Source organism: Roseivirga sp. YIW32, from assembly GCF_057219245.1.
On sequence record NZ_JBXVVG010000001.1, the window covers coordinates 225483 to 242744 of the forward strand.

Below are 17262 nucleotides of genomic sequence, written 5' to 3' on the forward strand. Positions count from 1 at the left end.
TTACATGCTATATCCTTCAAATCTTGAAGAAAAACTTGGCTTTGACAGACTCAGAGTATTGCTGGAAGAAAAGTGTGAGTCCTCACTTGGGCAGCAGTTCGTAAAAAAGATCAAATTTTCCACGCACAAGGAGCACATCGAACAGTGGCTTGATCAAACCGCAGAGTTTGTTCAGATAATCAATAGTGGTGCCCTTTTCCCTAATGCCAACTACATCGATATCTCCAAGTATTTTCCCAAGATCAGAGTGGCCAACTCTTTTTTAGCGGAAGAAGAGTTCTTCGACTTGATCTTGTCCTTAAAGACTTTAGACAAGTGCTTGGATTTTTTCCAAGTTCATCACGGAGAATACCCAAGGCTTGCAGAGCTAACACATCCTGTAATTTTCAACGATGACCTGCTGTGGTCGCTTGACAGAATATTTGATGAAAGGGGAAAGCTGAAAGACAATGCTTCGGATCGCTTGCTTGAGATTCGAAAAGGGATTCAGCAAGAACGACAGCGCTTGAGAAAGGTGCTGGACAGGATACTCAACAAGGCCAAAAAGGAGGCCTTCACCAATGATGATGTTGGTATTACGATCAGAGATGGTCGTATGGTGATCCCAATTTTGGCGGAGCACAAACGCAGGATCAAGGGCTTTATTCACGGTGAATCAGGAACAGGCCAAACGGTGTACCTGGAACCAACTGAAGTGTTAGAGATCAACAACGAGGTGAAGGAGTTGGAGTACTCCGAAAAACGCGAAATGATCCGAATCCTGACCGAGCAAACGGATTATGTTCGATTCGAATTGGAAAACCTCAGCGGCGCGATGCAGTATTTGGGCTTAGTTGACTTTATCCGGGCAAAAGCGAGATTGGCCATCACCTTAGAAGCAACCAAGCCGATCTGGTCAGAATCAAAGGCCTTCAAATGGCATAAGGCGAAGCATCCGAACTTATACCTTACCTTAAAGGAGCAAGGAAAAGAAACCGTGCCTTTGTCGCTCAGCCTGACACAAAAAGAGCGCATTCTTTTGATATCCGGGCCAAATGCCGGGGGCAAGTCAGTGTGTTTGAAAACGGTAGGACTGATCCAATACATGTTTCAATGTGGCTTGCTTGTACCGGTAGATGAATCCTCTGAGTTTATTTTGTTCAAGGATCTCTTCATAGACATTGGGGATGAACAATCCATTGAAAATGACCTGAGTACCTACAGCTCCCATTTGGTGAACATGAAGCACTTATTGGGGCATGTCAACAAGAAAAGCCTATTCCTGATCGACGAATTTGGAACAGGCACTGAACCCCAATATGGCGGAGCAATAGCAGAGGCCATACTGGCTGAGATCAAAGCCTCCAATGCGATGGGCGTGATCACCACACACTATGGGAACTTGAAGGAGTTTGCAGAAAAAGAGGATGGGCTACTCAATGGTGCCATGCGCTACGACCTCCAACATTTGCAGCCTTTATATCAATTGGAGATGGGCAAACCCGGAAGCTCATTTGCTTTAGAAATTGCACAGAAGATCGGATTACCCAGACCAACCCTAGAAAGAGCAAAGAAAAGAGTAGGCAAGAAGTTGGTGTCCTATGATCGCATGTTGGCTGAGCTAGATCAAGAGCGTCAACTGGTTGAGCAGAAGAAAAAGGAGATCAATTTTCGTGAGCAGGCTTTGGCTGAACTCACTGAGCAATACACTGAGCTGAAGAAGCATTTAGAAAATCGAGAAAAGAAAGTCCTTAATAAAGCCAAACAAGAAGCGCTGGATATTGTCAGTCAAGCCAATAAAGAAGTCGAGCGAGTGGTCAGGGAGATCAAGGAGGCCGCTGCAGAAAAGGAATTGGTGAAGGCCAAAAGAAAAGAACTAGAGTCGATCAAGCAGTCGCTAAAACCTGAAAAGGTGGAAGAATTCAAGGCAGCTTCAGGTGCTCTTGCCGTTGGTGACTATGCCAAGGTCAAAGGGCAGACCACGGTGGGTTTGGTGAAGAGTATCAAGGGCAAAGATGCGGAACTGCAGATCGGGGCCTTAAGCTCTATAGTCAAATTGCAGCGATTGGAAAAAGTCAGCAAAAAGGCCTTCAAGCAGCAAAGCGATCCGATGGCTTCTAGAAATTTGGACTTAACTCAAAAAATGTCTGACTTTAACCCTAAGATCGATATCAGGGGGAAAAGAGCAGAAGAGGTCATCCCTATTTTGGACAAGTGGATCGATGAGGCCGTCTTATTGGGTGCAAAGCAAGTACAGGTGTTGCATGGGACAGGAAATGGCGTTCTACGTCAGGTCACCAGAAACTACCTGCAGTCACTCCGAGAAGTAAAGTCATTCAAAGACGAGCATGTCGAAAGAGGGGGTAGCGGCATTACCCTGATCACTATGGCATAAAAAAAGCCTCAAATGAGGCTTAGTTGTTTTTTTGCTGTGTTGGCTTATTCTGCAACGAGCTGAAAGACATAGAGTCCATCGGTACCCATCACACCATTTGCAATTCCACCATTAGAGGTGAAATTCACTGTTAAGGTCATGGTTGCGGGTGTTTGGTCAGCATCGAAATTGCTTATGCTGAACACGTTGTCGTCATTTTCATCTATGATGATCTGATTGATGTTTGATCCATTGAAGGACCAAGTTCCACTGGAAGAGAATAATGGGTCTCCATCCGTGGAGTTGTAGGTCAAAGTTGCCGAAGGGTTATCTCCGAATAGGGTTAAACTAAAGTTGTCAAAGCCATTCGCAGGTCCTCCCTCGAAGGTAATGGATGTCGCCGTCCATCGGGTTCCGCTTGAACCCGCTAGTGTGAGAAGTCTTTCCTCTTCTGGGGTTAGGCTTGGTTCATCATCACCACCTCCTCCACAAGCGCTTATGGAAACCATGGAAATGAGAATGAAAAGTGAAAATAAGAGTGTCTTTATCCGTTGCATCCTTGATTATTCTAAACTCAATAATAACACTTAAATGAGCCAATCACCTATAACTTGGTTGAATTTATTTGAAATCTGGGATGAATAGCTGTTGCGTACAGCAATCATATTCGTGTGGTTGATTAGAACTAATGATAAGGAGTCGTTTTTTAGCGACTTCCTGAATATGGTCTAAGTACCAATTCACACCAAAGCTGTCGAGGTTGGCCGTAGGTTCGTCTAGCAAACAGATGGCCGACCTTGTAAAAAAGCATAAGCCCAGCTTTAAACGTTGTTTCATGCCGGAGGAGAACTTCCTGACCTCTTTTTGCCCCTCCTTCTCCAAATGAGTCAGTGACTTGAAGTCGTTCGTTGATAAGCCTTCTTTGAGGGGTTTGAATTTGAAGTGAAAAGACAAGAGCTCATCTAGTTTGAATTCCTCTATCAACTCGAGATAGGGGGCAGCTATGGCCAGGTGAGTATAGATGGACTCTACTGGTATGTCATCTTGACCCAATTGGTATCGAATCGTTCCTTTTGTGGCTAATTGTTGACCCGAAAGCAGCTGGAGCAAGGTTGATTTTCCACTGCCATTAGGTCCGGTAATGGCCGTAGGGCTGCCGGTGTTGAAGGTGGCATTCAAGTCCTTGAATATCCATTGCTGGATAAACTTTTTACCAAGCCCGGCTACTGTGATTTCCATTAGCGGGCTGAATAACCCTTCATGATACCTCTGTCCGACTGCCTAAAGAAATTGAGTATTTCATCACGTTCCTTTGATGGCGTCATTTCTAATTCAATCAAGTCAATGGCCTTTGAGTTATTCAAGCCCTTGAGGAATACGTAACGGTAGATCTCCTGAATTTCAGCAATTTTTTCGTTACTGAATCCTCGTCTCCGAAGTCCGATCGAATTGATGCCTGCATAGCTCAATGGCTCACGTCCTGCTTTGGTAAATGGTGGTACATCCTTTCTTACCAGAGAACCACCAGAGACCATGGTGTGAGAACCAATGTTTACGAATTGGTGCACTGCAGCAGCTCCACCGATGATGGCCCAGTCTTGGATGGTCACGTGGCCTGCTAGCTGCACGGCATTCACCAAAATGCAATTGTCACCCACTACACAGTCGTGGGCGACGTGCGTGTAGGCCATGATCAGGCAATTCTTTCCAATGCTGGTCTTGTTGGTTGCTTCTGTCCCTCTGTTGAGGGTCACACATTCTCGGATGACCGTGTTATCACCGATCTCCATAATTGTCTCTTCGCCGCCAAACTTAAGGTCTTGTGGAACAGCAGAGACCACTGCACCGGGGTATATTTTTACATTTTTTCCAATGCGTGCCCCTTCCATGATGGTGACATTCGAACCAATCCAGGTGCCTTCTTCGATCACAACATTCTGACTAATGGTTACGAAGGGTTCGATCACCACGTTTCGAGCAATTTTTGCTTCGGGGTGTATGTAAGCTAAGGGTTGGTTCATGCGTTCTTTACGATTCTAGCGGTCATGCTGGCTTCACAAACTAAGGTGTTTCCGACATAGGCATAACCTGTCATTTGGGCGATTCCTCTCTTAATTGGAGCGGTTAGTTCGCATTTGAATTTAAGGGTATCTCCGGGTACTACCATTCTTCTGAATTTACACTTGTCAATGCCAAGGAAATAAGGAGTGTAATTCTCTGGGTCTGGCACCGTGTTCAACACCAGTATACCACCGATCTGTGCCATGGCTTCTACTTGTAAGACACCCGGGAAAACAGGATTGTTTGGAAAATGACCAGTAAAGTGTGGTTCATTCATCGTGACATTCTTCACGCCCGCTACAACGGTGTCGTCCAAATGTATGATCTTATCAATCAGCAAGAATGGATAACGGTGAGGTAAGATCTTCATGATGTCAGGAATGTCCATTACCGGCTCAATGTTCGGGTCATAAAAGGGTGCAGATGTTTTGGCATCCTTCATTGCCTTTTTGAGTTTTTTCGCAAAAGCCACATTGGCTGCATGACCAGGTCTAGCGGCAAGAATTTGTGCCTTGATCGGTCTTCCTGCTAAGGCAAGGTCACCCACAACATCCAGCAATTTGTGGCGCGCCGGTTCATTTCTGTGCCTAAGCTCAACGTTATTCAAAATACCTTCTTTCTTTACTTCTACTTTCGGCTTATTGAATAGGCCAGCGAGATAGTCCAATTCTTCATCTTTCACTACTCGATCGACTACAACAATGGCATTGTTGAGGTCGCCTCCTTTGATCAAGTTGTTTTTGTATAGCATCTCCAGCTCGTGCAGAAAACAAAAGGTTCGACTAGAGGCAATGTCTTTCTTGAAGTCTACAATATTCGTAAGAGAGGCATGCTGACTTCCCAGTACCGGTGAATTGTAATCCACCATAACCGTTACTCGGTAATCATCTAGTGGCAATGCAGCAATTTCAACATCACGTTCATGGTCGCGATACATGATACTCTCCGTCACTTCAAAAAAGTTTCTAAGGGCATTTTGTTGTTGTGTACCGACCTTCTCCAAGGCTTCGATGAACATCATAGAACTTCCATCCAATATGGGTGGTTCTGGACCGTCCAATTGGATCAGTACGTTATCAATTTCAAGCCCGACCAAAGCAGCAAGGGTATGTTCTACGGTATTGACTCTGGCTCCATTGTGTTCAATGGTAGTGCCTCTCGAAAGGTCGACAACGTAATCCACGTCTGCATCAACGATGGGTTGGTGCTCGAGATCGATTCGTTGGAATTTGATGCCATGGTTGGGTGGTGCCGGATTAAAGGTCATATTCGTCACCACACCCGTATGAAGGCCGACTCCCGATACCGTTACAGGTTCTTTAATGGTATGTTGTCTTGTCTGCATGAGTTGTCTTAAAATCTTGCAAATTTAGGATTTATTTTCCAGTTCTTTGATCCTATCCAATAGCTTTGGCAGGTTTCTCAAGATGACACTAGTTCTTAAAAAGTCTTTGTGTTCAACTATAGGCGTACCAAACCAAACTTTCCCTTCTTCTTTGATGCTCTTCGGAACACCTGATTGCGGCCCAATGATGGTTTTGTTGGCAATGTGCAAATGTCCAGTAATGCCTGCTTGACCGCCAATTTGTACATTTTCGCCAATCTTTGCGCTGCCGGACAAGCCTGCTTGTGAGGCAATTGCCGAATTCTTACCCACCTCTACGTTGTGCGCAATCTGCACTAAGTTATCTACTTTTACTCCAGATCGGATCACAGTAGAGCCCATTGTTGCACAATCGATTGTGGTATTCGCACCGATATCGACATGATCTTCGATAATAACGTTGCCGATCTGTGGAACATTTTTGTAGGTGCCGTCTTCTTGTGGTGCATAACCAAAACCATCACTTCCGATCACTGCCCCGGCATGGATAATGCAATGACTTCCTACCTGACAATTTGCATAAATTTTCACTCCTGCATGGATCACTGTATGCTCTCCGATCTTGACGTTGTCGCCGATCACTGCATTCGGGTAGATCTTGGTTCCTTTGCCAATGCTCACCTGCTCGCCGAGGTAAGAAAAAGCACCCAAGTATACGTCCTCTCCAAGCGTTGCCGTCTCATGTTGAAATGAAGGGTGTTCAATGCCTTGTTTTTCGACCTTGGTCATTTGTTCATAGGCTTCTAGGAGTTGTGCGAAGGCAGAATAGGCATCCTCTACTCGAATGAGTGTCGTGCTGATGTCTTTCGTTAATTGGAAATCTCGGTTGACAATTACGGCGCTGGCCTGGGTGGTGTAGAGGTGTTCTGTGTACTTGAGATTGGCCAAGAAGGCGATGCTGCCTTCTGTGGCTTCTTCGATCTTCTCCAGACGGCTGACTTGCTGATCTCCATTTCCCTCAACCGTTCCTTTAAGGATTTCGGCTACCTGAGCTATGCTTATTTCCATTGTTTAATCTTGTCTATCACAAATTTATCTCTTTTGGCCAGCAGTAGAAGTATTTACGCACTACTTTGGTCATTGCCTTTATGTTCGGTAGGTCTGCCGCATCGACCACATCTCGAATCTCGCCATTTTTTGACAGAATCATGATCTTTTGGTCTGCGGCCTGGTATGCATTATTGCTTAATTGACCGGCATCAAAAAAGTACTGAGCTTCTTTTTCACTGATTTGGTATTGTTTGGCAATTGCCTTAAGGATTTTCTGTTGGAATTCTTTCTCAATTGGCTCATTGCCCACCTTTATTCTGAAAAGCCGGCGTTCCAACAGCATGTTGCATAATTTGGAGAGGATAGCGTCAGGATGTGTTGCCCACATTTTGATGGCTCCCCAAATGTCGTAGTCGTCTAATCTGGTGAAAGCAGCCAATACTGCTGGGTCCTCTGCGAAAAGCCCGATGCCAATTTCTCGCTGAAAAAAGATCTTTAAGCCTTCAGACATCGGTAGGTCGATCCCTTTTTTGGTTAGTTTTTTTGCCCGCTCAATGATCGAAATGAGCATTTTTTCCGCGCTTACTCCCGCCTTATGCAAGTAGACTTGCCAGTACATTAAGCGTCTAGCGCTGAGGAAATTTTCTATGCTGTAGATCCCTTTTTCCTCTACCACCAATTGCCCGTTGTGTACGGTCAGCATTTTGATGATGCGGTCTGCTCCAATGGTACCTTCAGAAACGCCTGAAAAAAAACTATCGCGTTTTAGGTAGTCCAAACGATCAATGTCCAATTGGCTACTGACCAATTGATGCAAAAAAGCCTTATGATAGTGGCCATTAAATATCTCCAAGGCCAGGCTCAATTGGCCGTTCATTTCATCGTTGAGCTCAGCGATAATGATCCTGGATAGTTGCTCGTGAGGGACATTCTTGAGTAAACTAAATTCCAGGGCATGTGAAAAAGGGCCATGTCCCACATCGTGCAATAGAATGGCGATCAATGTGGCTTCAAATTCTTCATCGTTGATCTCTATGCCTTTGTAGCGGAGGTTCTCCAAGGTGACCGACATGAGGTGCATCGCACCAATGGCATGATGGAATCGGGTATGGTGGGCGCCTGGATAAACGAATTCGGCAAGGCCCATTTGTTTGATGCGTCTGAGCCGCTGAAAATAGGGGTGATCGATGATATCAAATAGGAGCTCGCTGTAAATGGTAATAAAACCATATACCGGGTCGTTGATAATCTTGCGTTTGTTCAAAGTATAAACTTTAATCTTTTAAATTCGAGCCTGTCACCAGAGAAGCGCGATGCAAAGATATAATATTTTATGGGCGGACGATGAGATTGACTTGCTCAAACCGCATATGCTATTCTTAGCCGATCGGGGCTACGATGTGACTCCAGTCACCAGTGGAGCTGATGCCATCGATGCTTGTGAGCAAGAGAATTTCGATATCGTGTTCCTTGATGAAAACATGCCGGGCATGACAGGCTTGGAGACCTTAGCCTACATCAAGTCGCATAAGCCTTCTTTACCAGTGGTCATGATCACAAAAAATGAGGAAGAGCACATCATGGAAGAAGCCATCGGCTCACGTATTGCCGATTACCTCATCAAACCCCTAAATCCGAATCAAATCTTGATCTCGGTCAAAAAGATATTGGACAATAAACGATTGGTGACAGAACGCACCAACACACAGTACCAACAAAATTTTGGAGAGCTCAGCTTGAAGTTGAATGATCATATGGATCATGAGGAATGGGCTGATGTTTACAAAAAGCTAGTCTACTGGGAGCTTGAGATCGACAATACCGAGAATAAAAGCATGCGTGAGGTGTTGGAGATGCAAAAGGTAGAGGCGAATGCCAATTTTGCTCGTTTTGTTAAAGAAGAATACGAGGGTTGGGTCAACGAGGAATCCGAACGCCCCATGTTGTCTCACGAGCTCATGCGCAAGAAGGTGTTCCCTGTGCTTAAGGAGGAACCGCTGTTTTTCATTGTCATTGACAATTTGCGGTTTGACCAATGGAAAATATTGGAATCGGAGATCAATGCCTACTTCAATATTGAGGCAGAAGAAACCTATTATTCTATTCTTCCCACCACCACTGGTTTTGCGAGAAACTCAATTTTTTCCGGGCAGCTACCTCTTGAAATGTCAAAAGCAAATGCTGATCTATGGGTCGGCGACGATGGAGAGGATGGTAAAAACCAACATGAATACGAATTCTTGCAACGACAAATACAGCGTGAAGGGGTTGATGTCAAGAGCTCCTATCATAAGATCATCCATGCTGCCCAAGGCAAGCAGCTCAATGAGCAATTCAATAATCTATTGACCAACCAACTGAATGTAGTGGTCTACAATTTTGTGGACATGCTGTCGCATGCGCGAACGGATATTCGCATGATCCGTGAGTTAGCAGCAGATGAGTCGGCGTATCGCTCCTTGACGAAAAGCTGGTTTCAGCATTCTCCTTTATTTGATATGCTCAAATTGATCGCCCATCATGGCAAAAAGGTCATCCTGACCACCGACCATGGGACCTATCGCGTGAATAAACCGTTCAAGGTCGTTGGCGATCGTACGGTCAACACCAACTTACGATATAAGCAGGGTAAGAATTTAGGATACAAGGGCAAGAATGGTATTTTTTCTGTGGGGAAACCCGAAGCCTTTCATTTGCCTAAGCTCAATGTAAGTACCGAATACCTGTTTGCGACCGAAGACACATTTTTCGCTTACCCGAACAATTATAATTACTACGTCAACTATTACCGAGATACTTTTCAGCACGGAGGTATTTCAATGGAAGAAATGATCATTCCAATTATTGACCTAAGCCCAAAGTAGATGCATCCCGAAATTGAATTGACATCCAAGGGCCTTGAAGACCTTGAGCGCATTGCAGAAGAATTGGTCGCCTTTGCAGACCAGCAACGCATTTGGTTGTTCATTGGTGAGATGGGTGCTGGGAAAACAACCCTGATCAAGGCGCTTTGCGAACATTTAGGGGTTATCGACCAAGTGAGTAGTCCTACTTTTTCGATTATCAATGAATACGAGAGAGCCACGGGCGAATCGGTGTATCACTTCGACTGTTATCGATTGACCTCGGTTGAAGAGGCCATTGAAATTGGGATAGAGGATTATTTTTATCGTCAGGCCATTTGTTTGGTGGAATGGCCGCAAGTCATATCAAGTTTATTGCCTGATGAATTTATGACTGTGCATCTAGAAGAATTGCTCACAGGCGAAAGAAAGATTATATTGAAGCATCATGGTTGAAAAAGGTAAATCTGGTTTTGCTGCTCTAGCGAAGGAAGGAAGTCTATATCCACAGGAAAAGCTTGCTAAGATCAAGTCCGACCATAAGTCACTCACTATTGCCATTCCATCGGAAGTCTCTTACCAAGAAAACAGGGTAAGTCTGACTCCTGCTGCCGTAGGAATCCTTGTGGCCAACGGGCACGAAGTGCAGGTGGAGCAAAATGCCGGGCAGCATGCTTTTTTTGACGACAACGAATACTCTGAGGCAGGGGCACAGATCTGTTACTCCAAAGAGGAGGTTTTCCAGGCAGACCTAGTCGTGAAAGTAGAGCCTCCAACCAAGGAGGAGATTGCACTGATGAAGCCAGGGACGACAGTTTTTTCAGCCTTGCAGACGGGAAATGCGGAAGCGGAGTACTTCGAATTGCTCAACAAAAAAAGAGTGACGGCTTTGGCTTATGAAATGCTTGAAGATAAAGTAGGTGGACTCCCCATTGTCAATGCGATGAGTGAGCTTGCGGGAACCTTAGTGATTCCTATTGCAGCGGAGTACATGAGCAGTGTCAATGGCGGAAAAGGAGTCATCGTGGGTGGCATAACCGGCGTTCCTCCCACACGCGTCATCATCTTGGGTGCAGGAACAGTCGCTGAATACGCAGCAAGGGCTGCATTAGGCCTTGGTTCAGAGGTGAGAATTTTCGATAATGAAGTCTACAAACTGCGAAGGATCAAGCATAAGTTGGCCAATCAGGCCTTTACTTCCGTGATCGATTCTGCAACCCTTGAACAGTCCTTGAGATCGGCGGACGTTGTGATCGGAGCCTTGAGGGCAGAAAAAGGTAGGGCAAGGTGCATTGTAACAGAAGAGATGGTGAGTAACATGAAACCCGGTGCAGTGATCATTGATGTGTCCATAGACCAAGGTGGGTGTATTGAAACCTCAAGAACAACGACGCATGCCAATCCTATTTTTAAGAAGAATGATGTCATCCATTATTGTGTGCCAAACATAGCTTCTCGCGCTGCACGCTCTGCTACAACGGCCATGAGTAATATTTTGACCCCGATCCTTTTGAAGATCGCGGATTCAGGAGGGATGGAATCGTGTATGGCTCAGCACAAGTGGTTGAGTAATGGGGTGTATGCATATCGTGGTGCAACGACTAATTTAGAAATTGCCAAACGATTCAATTTGTCCTTCAAAGACCTGAGCCTTTTCCTTGCGGCCAGACTCTAGCGGCTGATGATCTGTTGGCCCATGATATTGAATAGAATCTTTGATTCTTTCGATTCATTCTGCTGCGTTGGAAGCTCTTTAAATTCCTCCACACCTGTAACTTCTTTCAAGACACTGTCTTCTTCGATGACCTTATAGGCCATAGACCATTTATCGAATATTCGGTCTTCGATCTCTTTCATGTGCAGTGTGATCACATCAGAATGTCTTTTGTCCTTTTTGATCTTGCTGTAGAGTGAGGTGATGGTCTCGAATTCGCCTTCAAGAATTTGTAAGAATTGTCCCTTATGAAAAAGTAGACAACCCGTTATGTTGTGTGCTTCATTGAATTCTCTTGCTGTGGCCAGAATATTGACATGCTCAGAATTCTCTAGATTCGGAGCAGCCTGACTATGGTAGATGAGTTCAAATAGCATAGAAAAAAATCTCTTGGTTCAATTGATCTAATTTACATCATATAAACCACTCAAAAGCAATCCAGGTTCGTTAGAATCATTCTAAAAAACACTTTCTTTGAATATGCTTCCTACAAAAGAACACCTGATCAGTAAGTCATTGGAATTGGTTCAAGAACGCATTGATGCGCTCGAAAAAGAACTTAAGAACTTAAATGATGCAGCAGCCTCCGATACCAAATCATCTATGGGTGATAAGTACGAAACGAGTCGGGAAATGATCAATTTGGAAAAAGCGAAGCTCTCCGAACAACTAAAGCTGGCGCAAATGATGCGGTCAGGATTAGCGAACATAGACGCTAAACGAGTTCATCAAACGGCAACACTCGGTGCTGTAGTGAGCACGGACTCGGGACACTATTTTCTCAGTGTGGCCTTAGGACAGCTTGAGGTACAGGGGCAAACGGTTTTTGCCATCTCTATGACGTCTCCTTTGGCCCAACAAATGATGAAAAAATGCAAAGGCGATTTCTTTCAGCTGGCTGGTAGAAATCACCGGATCCTGGATATCTTTTAACTCTTCTAGGGCTGGCCAATGATTCTGGCTAAGTACTCGTCCCTTATTTTTTCGATAAGGTCGCCTCAAACAAAAGCCAGCTATCGGGGTCAAGGATAAGCTGAGCGGGTTCACTGTTCACCTTGGGCTTCCACTGTTGGAGTTTTTGGTCAATGGTAATGGTTCTTCTTTCTTTACTTCCGTCCTGATAGACAATGTCCACTTCCAGTTCGAAAGCAAAGTCTTCTTGCTGCAATTGACGAAAGGTGACATCGAGCGTACGGTCTTTGTAAGACCATTCCACGTCCAGCTCAGGCTGGCCCGCCTGCATCACCCATTGATTGAAAAAGGGATCAAGGTCAACTCCTGAGATTTGTTCTACCACCTCCTTCAGGTCAGCGGTATAGGCGTTAGAAAGTGTATAGCGTTGGTAGTAAGTTCTCATGGCTGTCCAAAAGGTTTCATCGCCCACTTTCTTTCGCAACATGTGTAAGACCCATCCGCCTTTCTGATAAGAATTGGCATTGAGAAGTTCCATGTACTGCTCAATGGCAGGATTGACAATAGGGACTCGTTTTTCTTTGGCATAGTTAAGCACGGAGCGTCGTTGCTCCTGAACCCTCTTTCTAAGTTCTTCTTTGCCGTATTGATGCTCCATGTAGAGGTTGGTGAAATAGGTAGCGAAACCCTCGCTAAGCCAAACGTGATGCCAGTTGGCTTCCGATGCGGAGTTGCCAAACCATTGATGTGCAATTTCATGGGCAATCAAGGCTTCTGCAGATCGATCGCCCTTGACAGAGTTTTCGGAATAAAAAATCGCCGACGCATTTTCCATTCCGCCGAATTGAGTTTTGGACTGTACGTTGGCCAATTTAGCAAAAGGGAAAGGCCCCACATGGTTGATGAACCAATCGGTAATGGGGACCGCCAAAGCATAATCGTAAAAACCTTTTTCACGATCTTGTGGGTACACCCAGGAGCTAATCGGAATACCATAAATATCTCCAGCCGTTTGGGTAGCGAATCTTGCGGCCCCAAAGACCATGACTTTCGTGGGTAGCGGTACACGAGAGGCCCAATGAGTGAGGGTGAGTTCGTCTGTGATGTTGGTCCTTTCTTGTAATCTACCGTTACCAATTACCTGGTAATGACTTGGAGCGGTAATCACCCATTCAACGGTGGCTTTATCAGAAGGATGGTCCACCGTTGGTAGCCAATGCTTGGCCCTGTCAGGCCAATTGTCTCCAAAGAAAGTGCGTTCGCCGTATTTATTTTTAGAGATGATCAATCCGGTCTCCGGAACTCCCTTATAGGCGATGAGATAATCTTTTAGACTGCCGGCTTCGACCACATCAGTAATGCGCAGCGCTCCACCTTCGTGGGCAAAGTTCAGTGCTTTGTTGTCAGACATGACAGCGATGACTTCCATTCCTTTTTTTCCGGATCGCTCAACCAAATCCAATGAGAAGTTCGTGAGCGACTCATTGAATTTGATCTTGACATGGGCAATTGCATTTAGTTCGTCGCTGGCATCGGTGATGGTGAGTTCAAAACGGTAATGCTGAACATCCATGGTTGCCAAACGCTCGTAATGCTTTTGCGCAAAAGCGGAAAAACCAAAAATCAAGAAGGCAGAAAGCGTAAAGAGCTGTTTCATAGACTAGTCAATTTCTCTTTTTAATGGACGTGTTAAACAAGTAGGGCCGCCGCAGCCTTTTTGGCTGATCTCTTCTCCTTCATAAAAAATGACTTCACAACCGTGAGCCTTTAACAAGGCGGCTGTTTTTGGATTTCCTGAGATCATCAACACCTTTCGAGGAGCCAGCGCCAACACATTGCATCCCATAGAGTCAAATTCATCTTCCGGACAATCGATCAACGAAAACCCTCTTTTGAGCAATTCAATTCGAAAACCAATGGGCATCAGCGGGGAATATACGACGGCAAGGTCTTTGTCGATCGGAGAGAGGATGGACATGAGATGAAAAACGTCAGATTCTCCTTTGTAATGGGGCAGGTCAACTACCAAAACATCAATTCCAAAAGGGGCTACTAAAGCCTTTAGTTGACCGATCCCCTCCATGTTCGATCGGTAGGTATGTCCAACACAGAGGGTGTGCTGATCGATCCAGCACATGTCACCTCCTTCTAATGTGCCTGGAGCTTCAATCCTTCCTAAAATGGGGATGTCATTTGTTTTGCAAAAAGCTTCTTGAGCGGCAGGCTCATGTACGCGAGCACCCTTGCCCATGCGGCAGAAAATCATGCCATGATCAGTGGCAATTGAGGCATCACGGCAATAGATCGAGTCAATAGTCGTGTCTGCCTTTGGAAGATAAAAAGGGGTAGCCCCTTGAGCGATGATCGCTTTTGAAAAAGCTTGATATTCGTTCAAGGATTCGGCAAAGTCAATCTTTTCGAGGTAGTTCAACGCTCGCCATTCTTTGTCGGTTTTCTCTTGTGTCTGGAAAGCAGTGGAGGCTTCCTTCAACAAGAGGCTCTTGATTCTTCCGTATTCAGAATGACAGGTGATCATCGCGTTCGTTTTTTCCAAAGATAAATGGGAAGCCCTAAAACCAAACCCACGCCGCCCCATAAAGTCGCCTCTAGTCCTGATCCGATGAACATCCAAATGGAAAAGCTGATACCGACGAGAGAGTAAAGACCTGTTTTGAGGTTGAGATGGAAGCCGTGGAGTTTTTTCACACAAAAATACGCATAGACGATGGCTGTTGCCAAATAAGATACCAGCACGGTCACGGCGGTTACCAAAATCATGAAAGCGTAGAGGCTGCTAAAGTTTTTTGATTGATTGAAGAGTATTAAGAAGGTGATCAGCACACTAGAAATGATGATGCCCATGGCGGGGGTATCTCGTTTATTCTTTTGGGCAAAAACTTTCGGTAAAAGTCCATCCTCCGCGATGGCCAATGGCATTTGTCCTTGAACCAAAATCCAGGCGTTTAAGCCACCAAAGGTTGAAATACAAGCTCCGGCAGCAATAAAATATTCGGCACCATTGCCGAACATCAGGGCAGCAGCATCACTGAAAGGAGCTAAACTGGTTTGAACAGCTGCAGGTGGTAAAATGCCGAACAAGGAAATGGTGCTGAAGACATAAACTAAGACCACGATGCCTGTGCCGATCATAGTGGCTCTTGGTATCGTTTTTCGTGGTTCTTTGATGTTTCTGGCAGGAACGGAGGCAATCTCGAGTCCCATAAAGGCAAACAAACACATGGCAGCAGCCATGGTGATCGCCCTGAGGTCGGACTGGGTACTCAGGTTGAAAGGTACGAAATGGGCCGCCTTAAAAAAGAAGATACCACCGACAGCCACAACCAAAATGGGAATGACTTTGAGAAAGGTAGTCACCACTTGCATTTTACCACCGGCACTGATCGAACGACTATTGATGAGGGTCAACAGCCAAATCACCAAAATGCTCGTTGTGATGGTGAGATATCCTTCGCTTAGTGCGGGCATGAACACGGATAAATAGCCGGTAAAGGTCAGTGCGATGGCGGCATTTGTACTCCAAATCGATACCCAATAGCCCCATGCAACAATGAAGGCCGGGAATTCTCCGAAAGCCTCGCGGGTATAGGCATAAGCCCCTCCTGTTTGAGGCAAGACTTTGCTCAAGCTTCCGTACATACGAGCCAATACCAGTGCTCCCGAGGCGGCTACTCCCCAGCCTAAGAGGCTAATTCCACCAAATTGGGCTAAGGAGGCAGGCAAGGTGAAGATGCCAGAACCGATCATGGAGCCTACCACCAGACAGGTGACCGTCAAAAGACCAAGGGATTTTGTTGGGGAAGAATTGCTCAAACTAAAAAGTAGATTGAATGGAAATCATTACTTTGAAAGGAGAAATTAGATAAATAAAATTGAAAGCGTTTACCATCCATCCGAATATCGAATTGGCAGAAACTTTGCCCTCACACTTTTATCGTTCGCAAGAGGTCTTTGACGCCCTGATCGAAAAGGTCTTTGGGAAGGCATGGCAATTTATCGGCGATGATTCTCTTGTATCAACAGAGGGTCAATTGCATCCATTTAGTTTTCTTGAATTTGGATTGGAAGAGCCTATGCTGCTGACCAACGATGGAGAGGGGCTCAATTGCGTATCAAATGTATGTAGCCATCGCGGAAATATCTTGTGTCATGACCCCTGTCGCGCCAAGCAAATTCTGTGTGGTTACCATGGCAGACGCTTTGACCTAAAGGGGAATTTTAAACACATGCCCCAATTCGCAGAAGCAAAAGACTTTCCCAGACCCGAAGATCATTTGCATAGATTTCCTTTAGAGCAGTTTGGCCCTTGGTTGTTTACCGCTTTGGAAGAACAAATGGATTTTAGGCAAGTGATCGACGCCATGAATAAAAAAGTTGGCTTTTTGCCTTTGCATGAATTCACTTTAGATAAAAGCCGAAATAAGGACTATCTGGTCAATGCGCATTGGGCATTATACTGTGATAACTATTTGGAAGGGTTTCATATTCCTTTTGTCCATGAAGGACTGAATGCGGTCTTGGATTATGGAAAATATGAAACGAAAATTTATCCTCATGCAAATCTGCAAATTGGCCATTCGGCAGGAGGCGAGCATGTGTTTGACTTCCCTGAGGATCATGAAGATCATGGTCAAGCGATCAGTGCCTATTACTTCTGGATATTTCCCAATATGATGTTTAATTTTTACCCTTGGGGATGTTCCATCAATGTGGTCAAACCCATAGCAATCAATAGAACCAAGGTTTCTTTCATCACCTATGTTTATGACGAAACAAAGCTCGATACGGGAGCAGGAGCGGCATTGGATAAGGTGGAGCGAGAAGATGAGTTTGTTGTAGAAGGGGTTTTCAAAGGCATGCAATCTCGCGTGTACAACACCGGTCGTTATTCGCCGAAAATGGAAAAAGGAGTCCATCATTTTCATGGGCTATTGGCAGATTATTTGGGGCGTTGATGTGGTGAAAAGCGTCTTCTTGTCATTGACTT

General features: G+C 45.2%; 16 protein-coding genes. 6 read left to right on the plus strand and 10 right to left on the minus strand.

Features of this window, described 5'->3' with window-relative positions; all coding sequences use genetic code 11:
* The first annotated feature begins 4 nt into the window (after positions 1 to 4).
* A complete protein-coding gene (locus tag AC2D6U_RS01195; protein ID WP_484719106.1) occupies positions 5 to 2374 on the plus strand; it encodes an endonuclease MutS2 in 2370 nt (789 codons plus the stop codon).
* 44 nt (positions 2375 to 2418) lie between these two features.
* Here AC2D6U_RS01195 and AC2D6U_RS01200 read toward each other — a convergent pair whose 3' ends face one another.
* The 6 genes from AC2D6U_RS01200 to AC2D6U_RS01225 all read right to left on the minus strand — a co-directional run bounded on the left by AC2D6U_RS01200 (position 2419) and on the right by AC2D6U_RS01225 (position 8052).
* Positions 2419 to 2910, minus strand: coding sequence for a hypothetical protein (locus AC2D6U_RS01200; RefSeq protein ID WP_484719107.1), 492 nt, complete (start codon positions 2908 to 2910; stop codon positions 2419 to 2421).
* A 64-nt stretch (positions 2911 to 2974) separates the two neighbouring features.
* Complete coding sequence (locus tag AC2D6U_RS01205) at positions 2975 to 3592, minus strand: ABC transporter ATP-binding protein (protein WP_484719108.1); 618 nt, start codon at positions 3590 to 3592, stop codon at positions 2975 to 2977.
* Positions 3592 to 4374 (minus strand): acyl-ACP--UDP-N-acetylglucosamine O-acyltransferase, encoded by a 783-nt coding sequence (gene lpxA / locus AC2D6U_RS01210; protein ID WP_484719109.1) that lies wholly within the window; start codon positions 4372 to 4374, stop codon positions 3592 to 3594. Before lpxA ends, AC2D6U_RS01205 begins: the two co-directional genes overlap by 1 nt.
* The gene (locus AC2D6U_RS01215; protein ID WP_484719110.1) at positions 4371 to 5759 is read right to left on the minus strand and encodes a bifunctional UDP-3-O-[3-hydroxymyristoyl] N-acetylglucosamine deacetylase/3-hydroxyacyl-ACP dehydratase; all 1389 of its coding nucleotides are present in this window, start codon (positions 5757 to 5759) and stop codon (positions 4371 to 4373) included. The genes lpxA and AC2D6U_RS01215 overlap by 4 nt, the downstream gene beginning before the upstream one ends.
* A 24-nt stretch (positions 5760 to 5783) precedes the next feature.
* Positions 5784 to 6806, minus strand: a complete 1023-nt coding sequence (lpxD, locus tag AC2D6U_RS01220; protein ID WP_484719111.1) for a UDP-3-O-(3-hydroxymyristoyl)glucosamine N-acyltransferase — start codon at positions 6804 to 6806, stop codon at positions 5784 to 5786.
* Positions 6807 to 6822: 16 nt separating this feature from the next.
* Entirely contained in the window at positions 6823 to 8052 is a 1230-nt protein-coding gene (locus AC2D6U_RS01225; RefSeq protein WP_484719112.1) for an HD domain-containing protein, read from the minus strand.
* 49 nt (positions 8053 to 8101) lie between these two features.
* Here AC2D6U_RS01225 and porX point away from each other — a divergent pair, with 49 nt between their 5' ends.
* The 3 genes from porX to AC2D6U_RS01240 are packed head-to-tail and all read left to right on the plus strand — an operon-like array spanning position 8102 to position 11306.
* Entirely contained in the window at positions 8102 to 9652 is a 1551-nt protein-coding gene (gene porX / locus AC2D6U_RS01230) for a T9SS response regulator signal transducer PorX (RefSeq protein ID WP_484719113.1), read from the plus strand.
* A complete protein-coding gene (gene tsaE, locus AC2D6U_RS01235) occupies positions 9653 to 10087 on the plus strand; it encodes a tRNA (adenosine(37)-N6)-threonylcarbamoyltransferase complex ATPase subunit type 1 TsaE (protein ID WP_484719114.1) in 435 nt (144 codons plus the stop codon).
* Positions 10080 to 11306, plus strand: a complete 1227-nt coding sequence (locus AC2D6U_RS01240; RefSeq protein WP_484719115.1) for an alanine dehydrogenase — start codon at positions 10080 to 10082, stop codon at positions 11304 to 11306. Before tsaE ends, AC2D6U_RS01240 begins: the two co-directional genes overlap by 8 nt.
* Here the strand turns inward: AC2D6U_RS01240 and AC2D6U_RS01245 are convergent.
* On the minus strand, positions 11303 to 11722 hold the full coding sequence (locus tag AC2D6U_RS01245; RefSeq protein WP_484719116.1) for a BLUF domain-containing protein: 420 nt from the start codon (positions 11720 to 11722) through the stop codon (positions 11303 to 11305). The genes AC2D6U_RS01240 and AC2D6U_RS01245 overlap by 4 nt on opposite strands.
* Positions 11723 to 11825: 103 nt before the next feature.
* On the opposite strand from AC2D6U_RS01245, the gene AC2D6U_RS01250 reads away from it, so the two are divergent.
* Positions 11826 to 12278, plus strand: a complete 453-nt coding sequence (locus AC2D6U_RS01250) for a hypothetical protein (protein WP_484719117.1) — start codon at positions 11826 to 11828, stop codon at positions 12276 to 12278.
* A gap of 43 nt (positions 12279 to 12321) precedes the next feature.
* Here the strand turns inward: AC2D6U_RS01250 and AC2D6U_RS01255 are convergent, their stop codons facing one another.
* Genes AC2D6U_RS01255 through AC2D6U_RS01265 form a run of 3 tightly spaced genes read right to left on the minus strand, consistent with a single transcriptional unit; the run spans position 12322 to position 16088 of the window.
* Positions 12322 to 13914 carry a M1 family metallopeptidase gene (locus AC2D6U_RS01255; protein ID WP_484719118.1) on the minus strand — a complete coding sequence of 531 codons (1593 nt, stop codon included), beginning with the start codon at positions 13912 to 13914 and terminating at the stop codon, positions 12322 to 12324.
* Positions 13915 to 13917: 3 nt separating this feature from the next.
* Positions 13918 to 14811, minus strand: coding sequence for a dimethylarginine dimethylaminohydrolase family protein (locus tag AC2D6U_RS01260; protein ID WP_484719119.1), 894 nt, complete (start codon positions 14809 to 14811; stop codon positions 13918 to 13920).
* Positions 14790 to 16088: an amino acid permease gene (locus AC2D6U_RS01265; protein ID WP_484719120.1), complete on the minus strand. Its 1299-nt coding sequence runs from the start codon at positions 16086 to 16088 to the stop codon at positions 14790 to 14792. The genes AC2D6U_RS01260 and AC2D6U_RS01265 overlap by 22 nt, the downstream gene beginning before the upstream one ends.
* Positions 16089 to 16147: 59 nt before the next feature.
* On the opposite strand from AC2D6U_RS01265, the gene AC2D6U_RS01270 reads away from it, so the two are divergent.
* Complete coding sequence (locus AC2D6U_RS01270; protein ID WP_484719121.1) at positions 16148 to 17230, plus strand: aromatic ring-hydroxylating oxygenase subunit alpha; 1083 nt, start codon at positions 16148 to 16150, stop codon at positions 17228 to 17230.
* Positions 17231 to 17262 lie beyond the last annotated feature (32 nt).

Excerpts from the sequence above, each read along its gene's own strand:
- AC2D6U_RS01200 (WP_484719107.1), bottom strand. The coding sequence starts at position 2,910 with ATGCAACGGATAAAGACACTCTTATTTTCACTTTTCATTCTCATTTCC.
- AC2D6U_RS01245 (WP_484719116.1), bottom strand. The coding sequence starts at position 11,722 with ATGCTATTTGAACTCATCTACCATAGTCAGGCTGCTCCGAATCTAGAG.
- lpxD (WP_484719111.1), bottom strand. The coding sequence starts at position 6,806 with ATGGAAATAAGCATAGCTCAGGTAGCCGAAATCCTTAAAGGAACGGTT.
- lpxA (WP_484719109.1), bottom strand. The coding sequence starts at position 4,374 with ATGAACCAACCCTTAGCTTACATACACCCCGAAGCAAAAATTGCTCGA.
- AC2D6U_RS01240 (WP_484719115.1), top strand. The coding sequence starts at position 10,080 with ATGGTTGAAAAAGGTAAATCTGGTTTTGCTGCTCTAGCGAAGGAAGGA.
- AC2D6U_RS01205 (WP_484719108.1), bottom strand. The coding sequence starts at position 3,592 with ATGGAAATCACAGTAGCCGGGCTTGGTAAAAAGTTTATCCAGCAATGG.
- AC2D6U_RS01250 (WP_484719117.1), top strand. The coding sequence starts at position 11,826 with ATGCTTCCTACAAAAGAACACCTGATCAGTAAGTCATTGGAATTGGTT.
- tsaE (WP_484719114.1), top strand. The coding sequence starts at position 9,653 with ATGCATCCCGAAATTGAATTGACATCCAAGGGCCTTGAAGACCTTGAG.
- AC2D6U_RS01215 (WP_484719110.1), bottom strand. The coding sequence starts at position 5,759 with ATGCAGACAAGACAACATACCATTAAAGAACCTGTAACGGTATCGGGA.
- porX (WP_484719113.1), top strand. The coding sequence starts at position 8,102 with ATGCAAAGATATAATATTTTATGGGCGGACGATGAGATTGACTTGCTC.
- AC2D6U_RS01195 (WP_484719106.1), top strand. The coding sequence starts at position 5 with ATGCTATATCCTTCAAATCTTGAAGAAAAACTTGGCTTTGACAGACTC.
- AC2D6U_RS01255 (WP_484719118.1), bottom strand. The coding sequence starts at position 13,914 with ATGAAACAGCTCTTTACGCTTTCTGCCTTCTTGATTTTTGGTTTTTCC.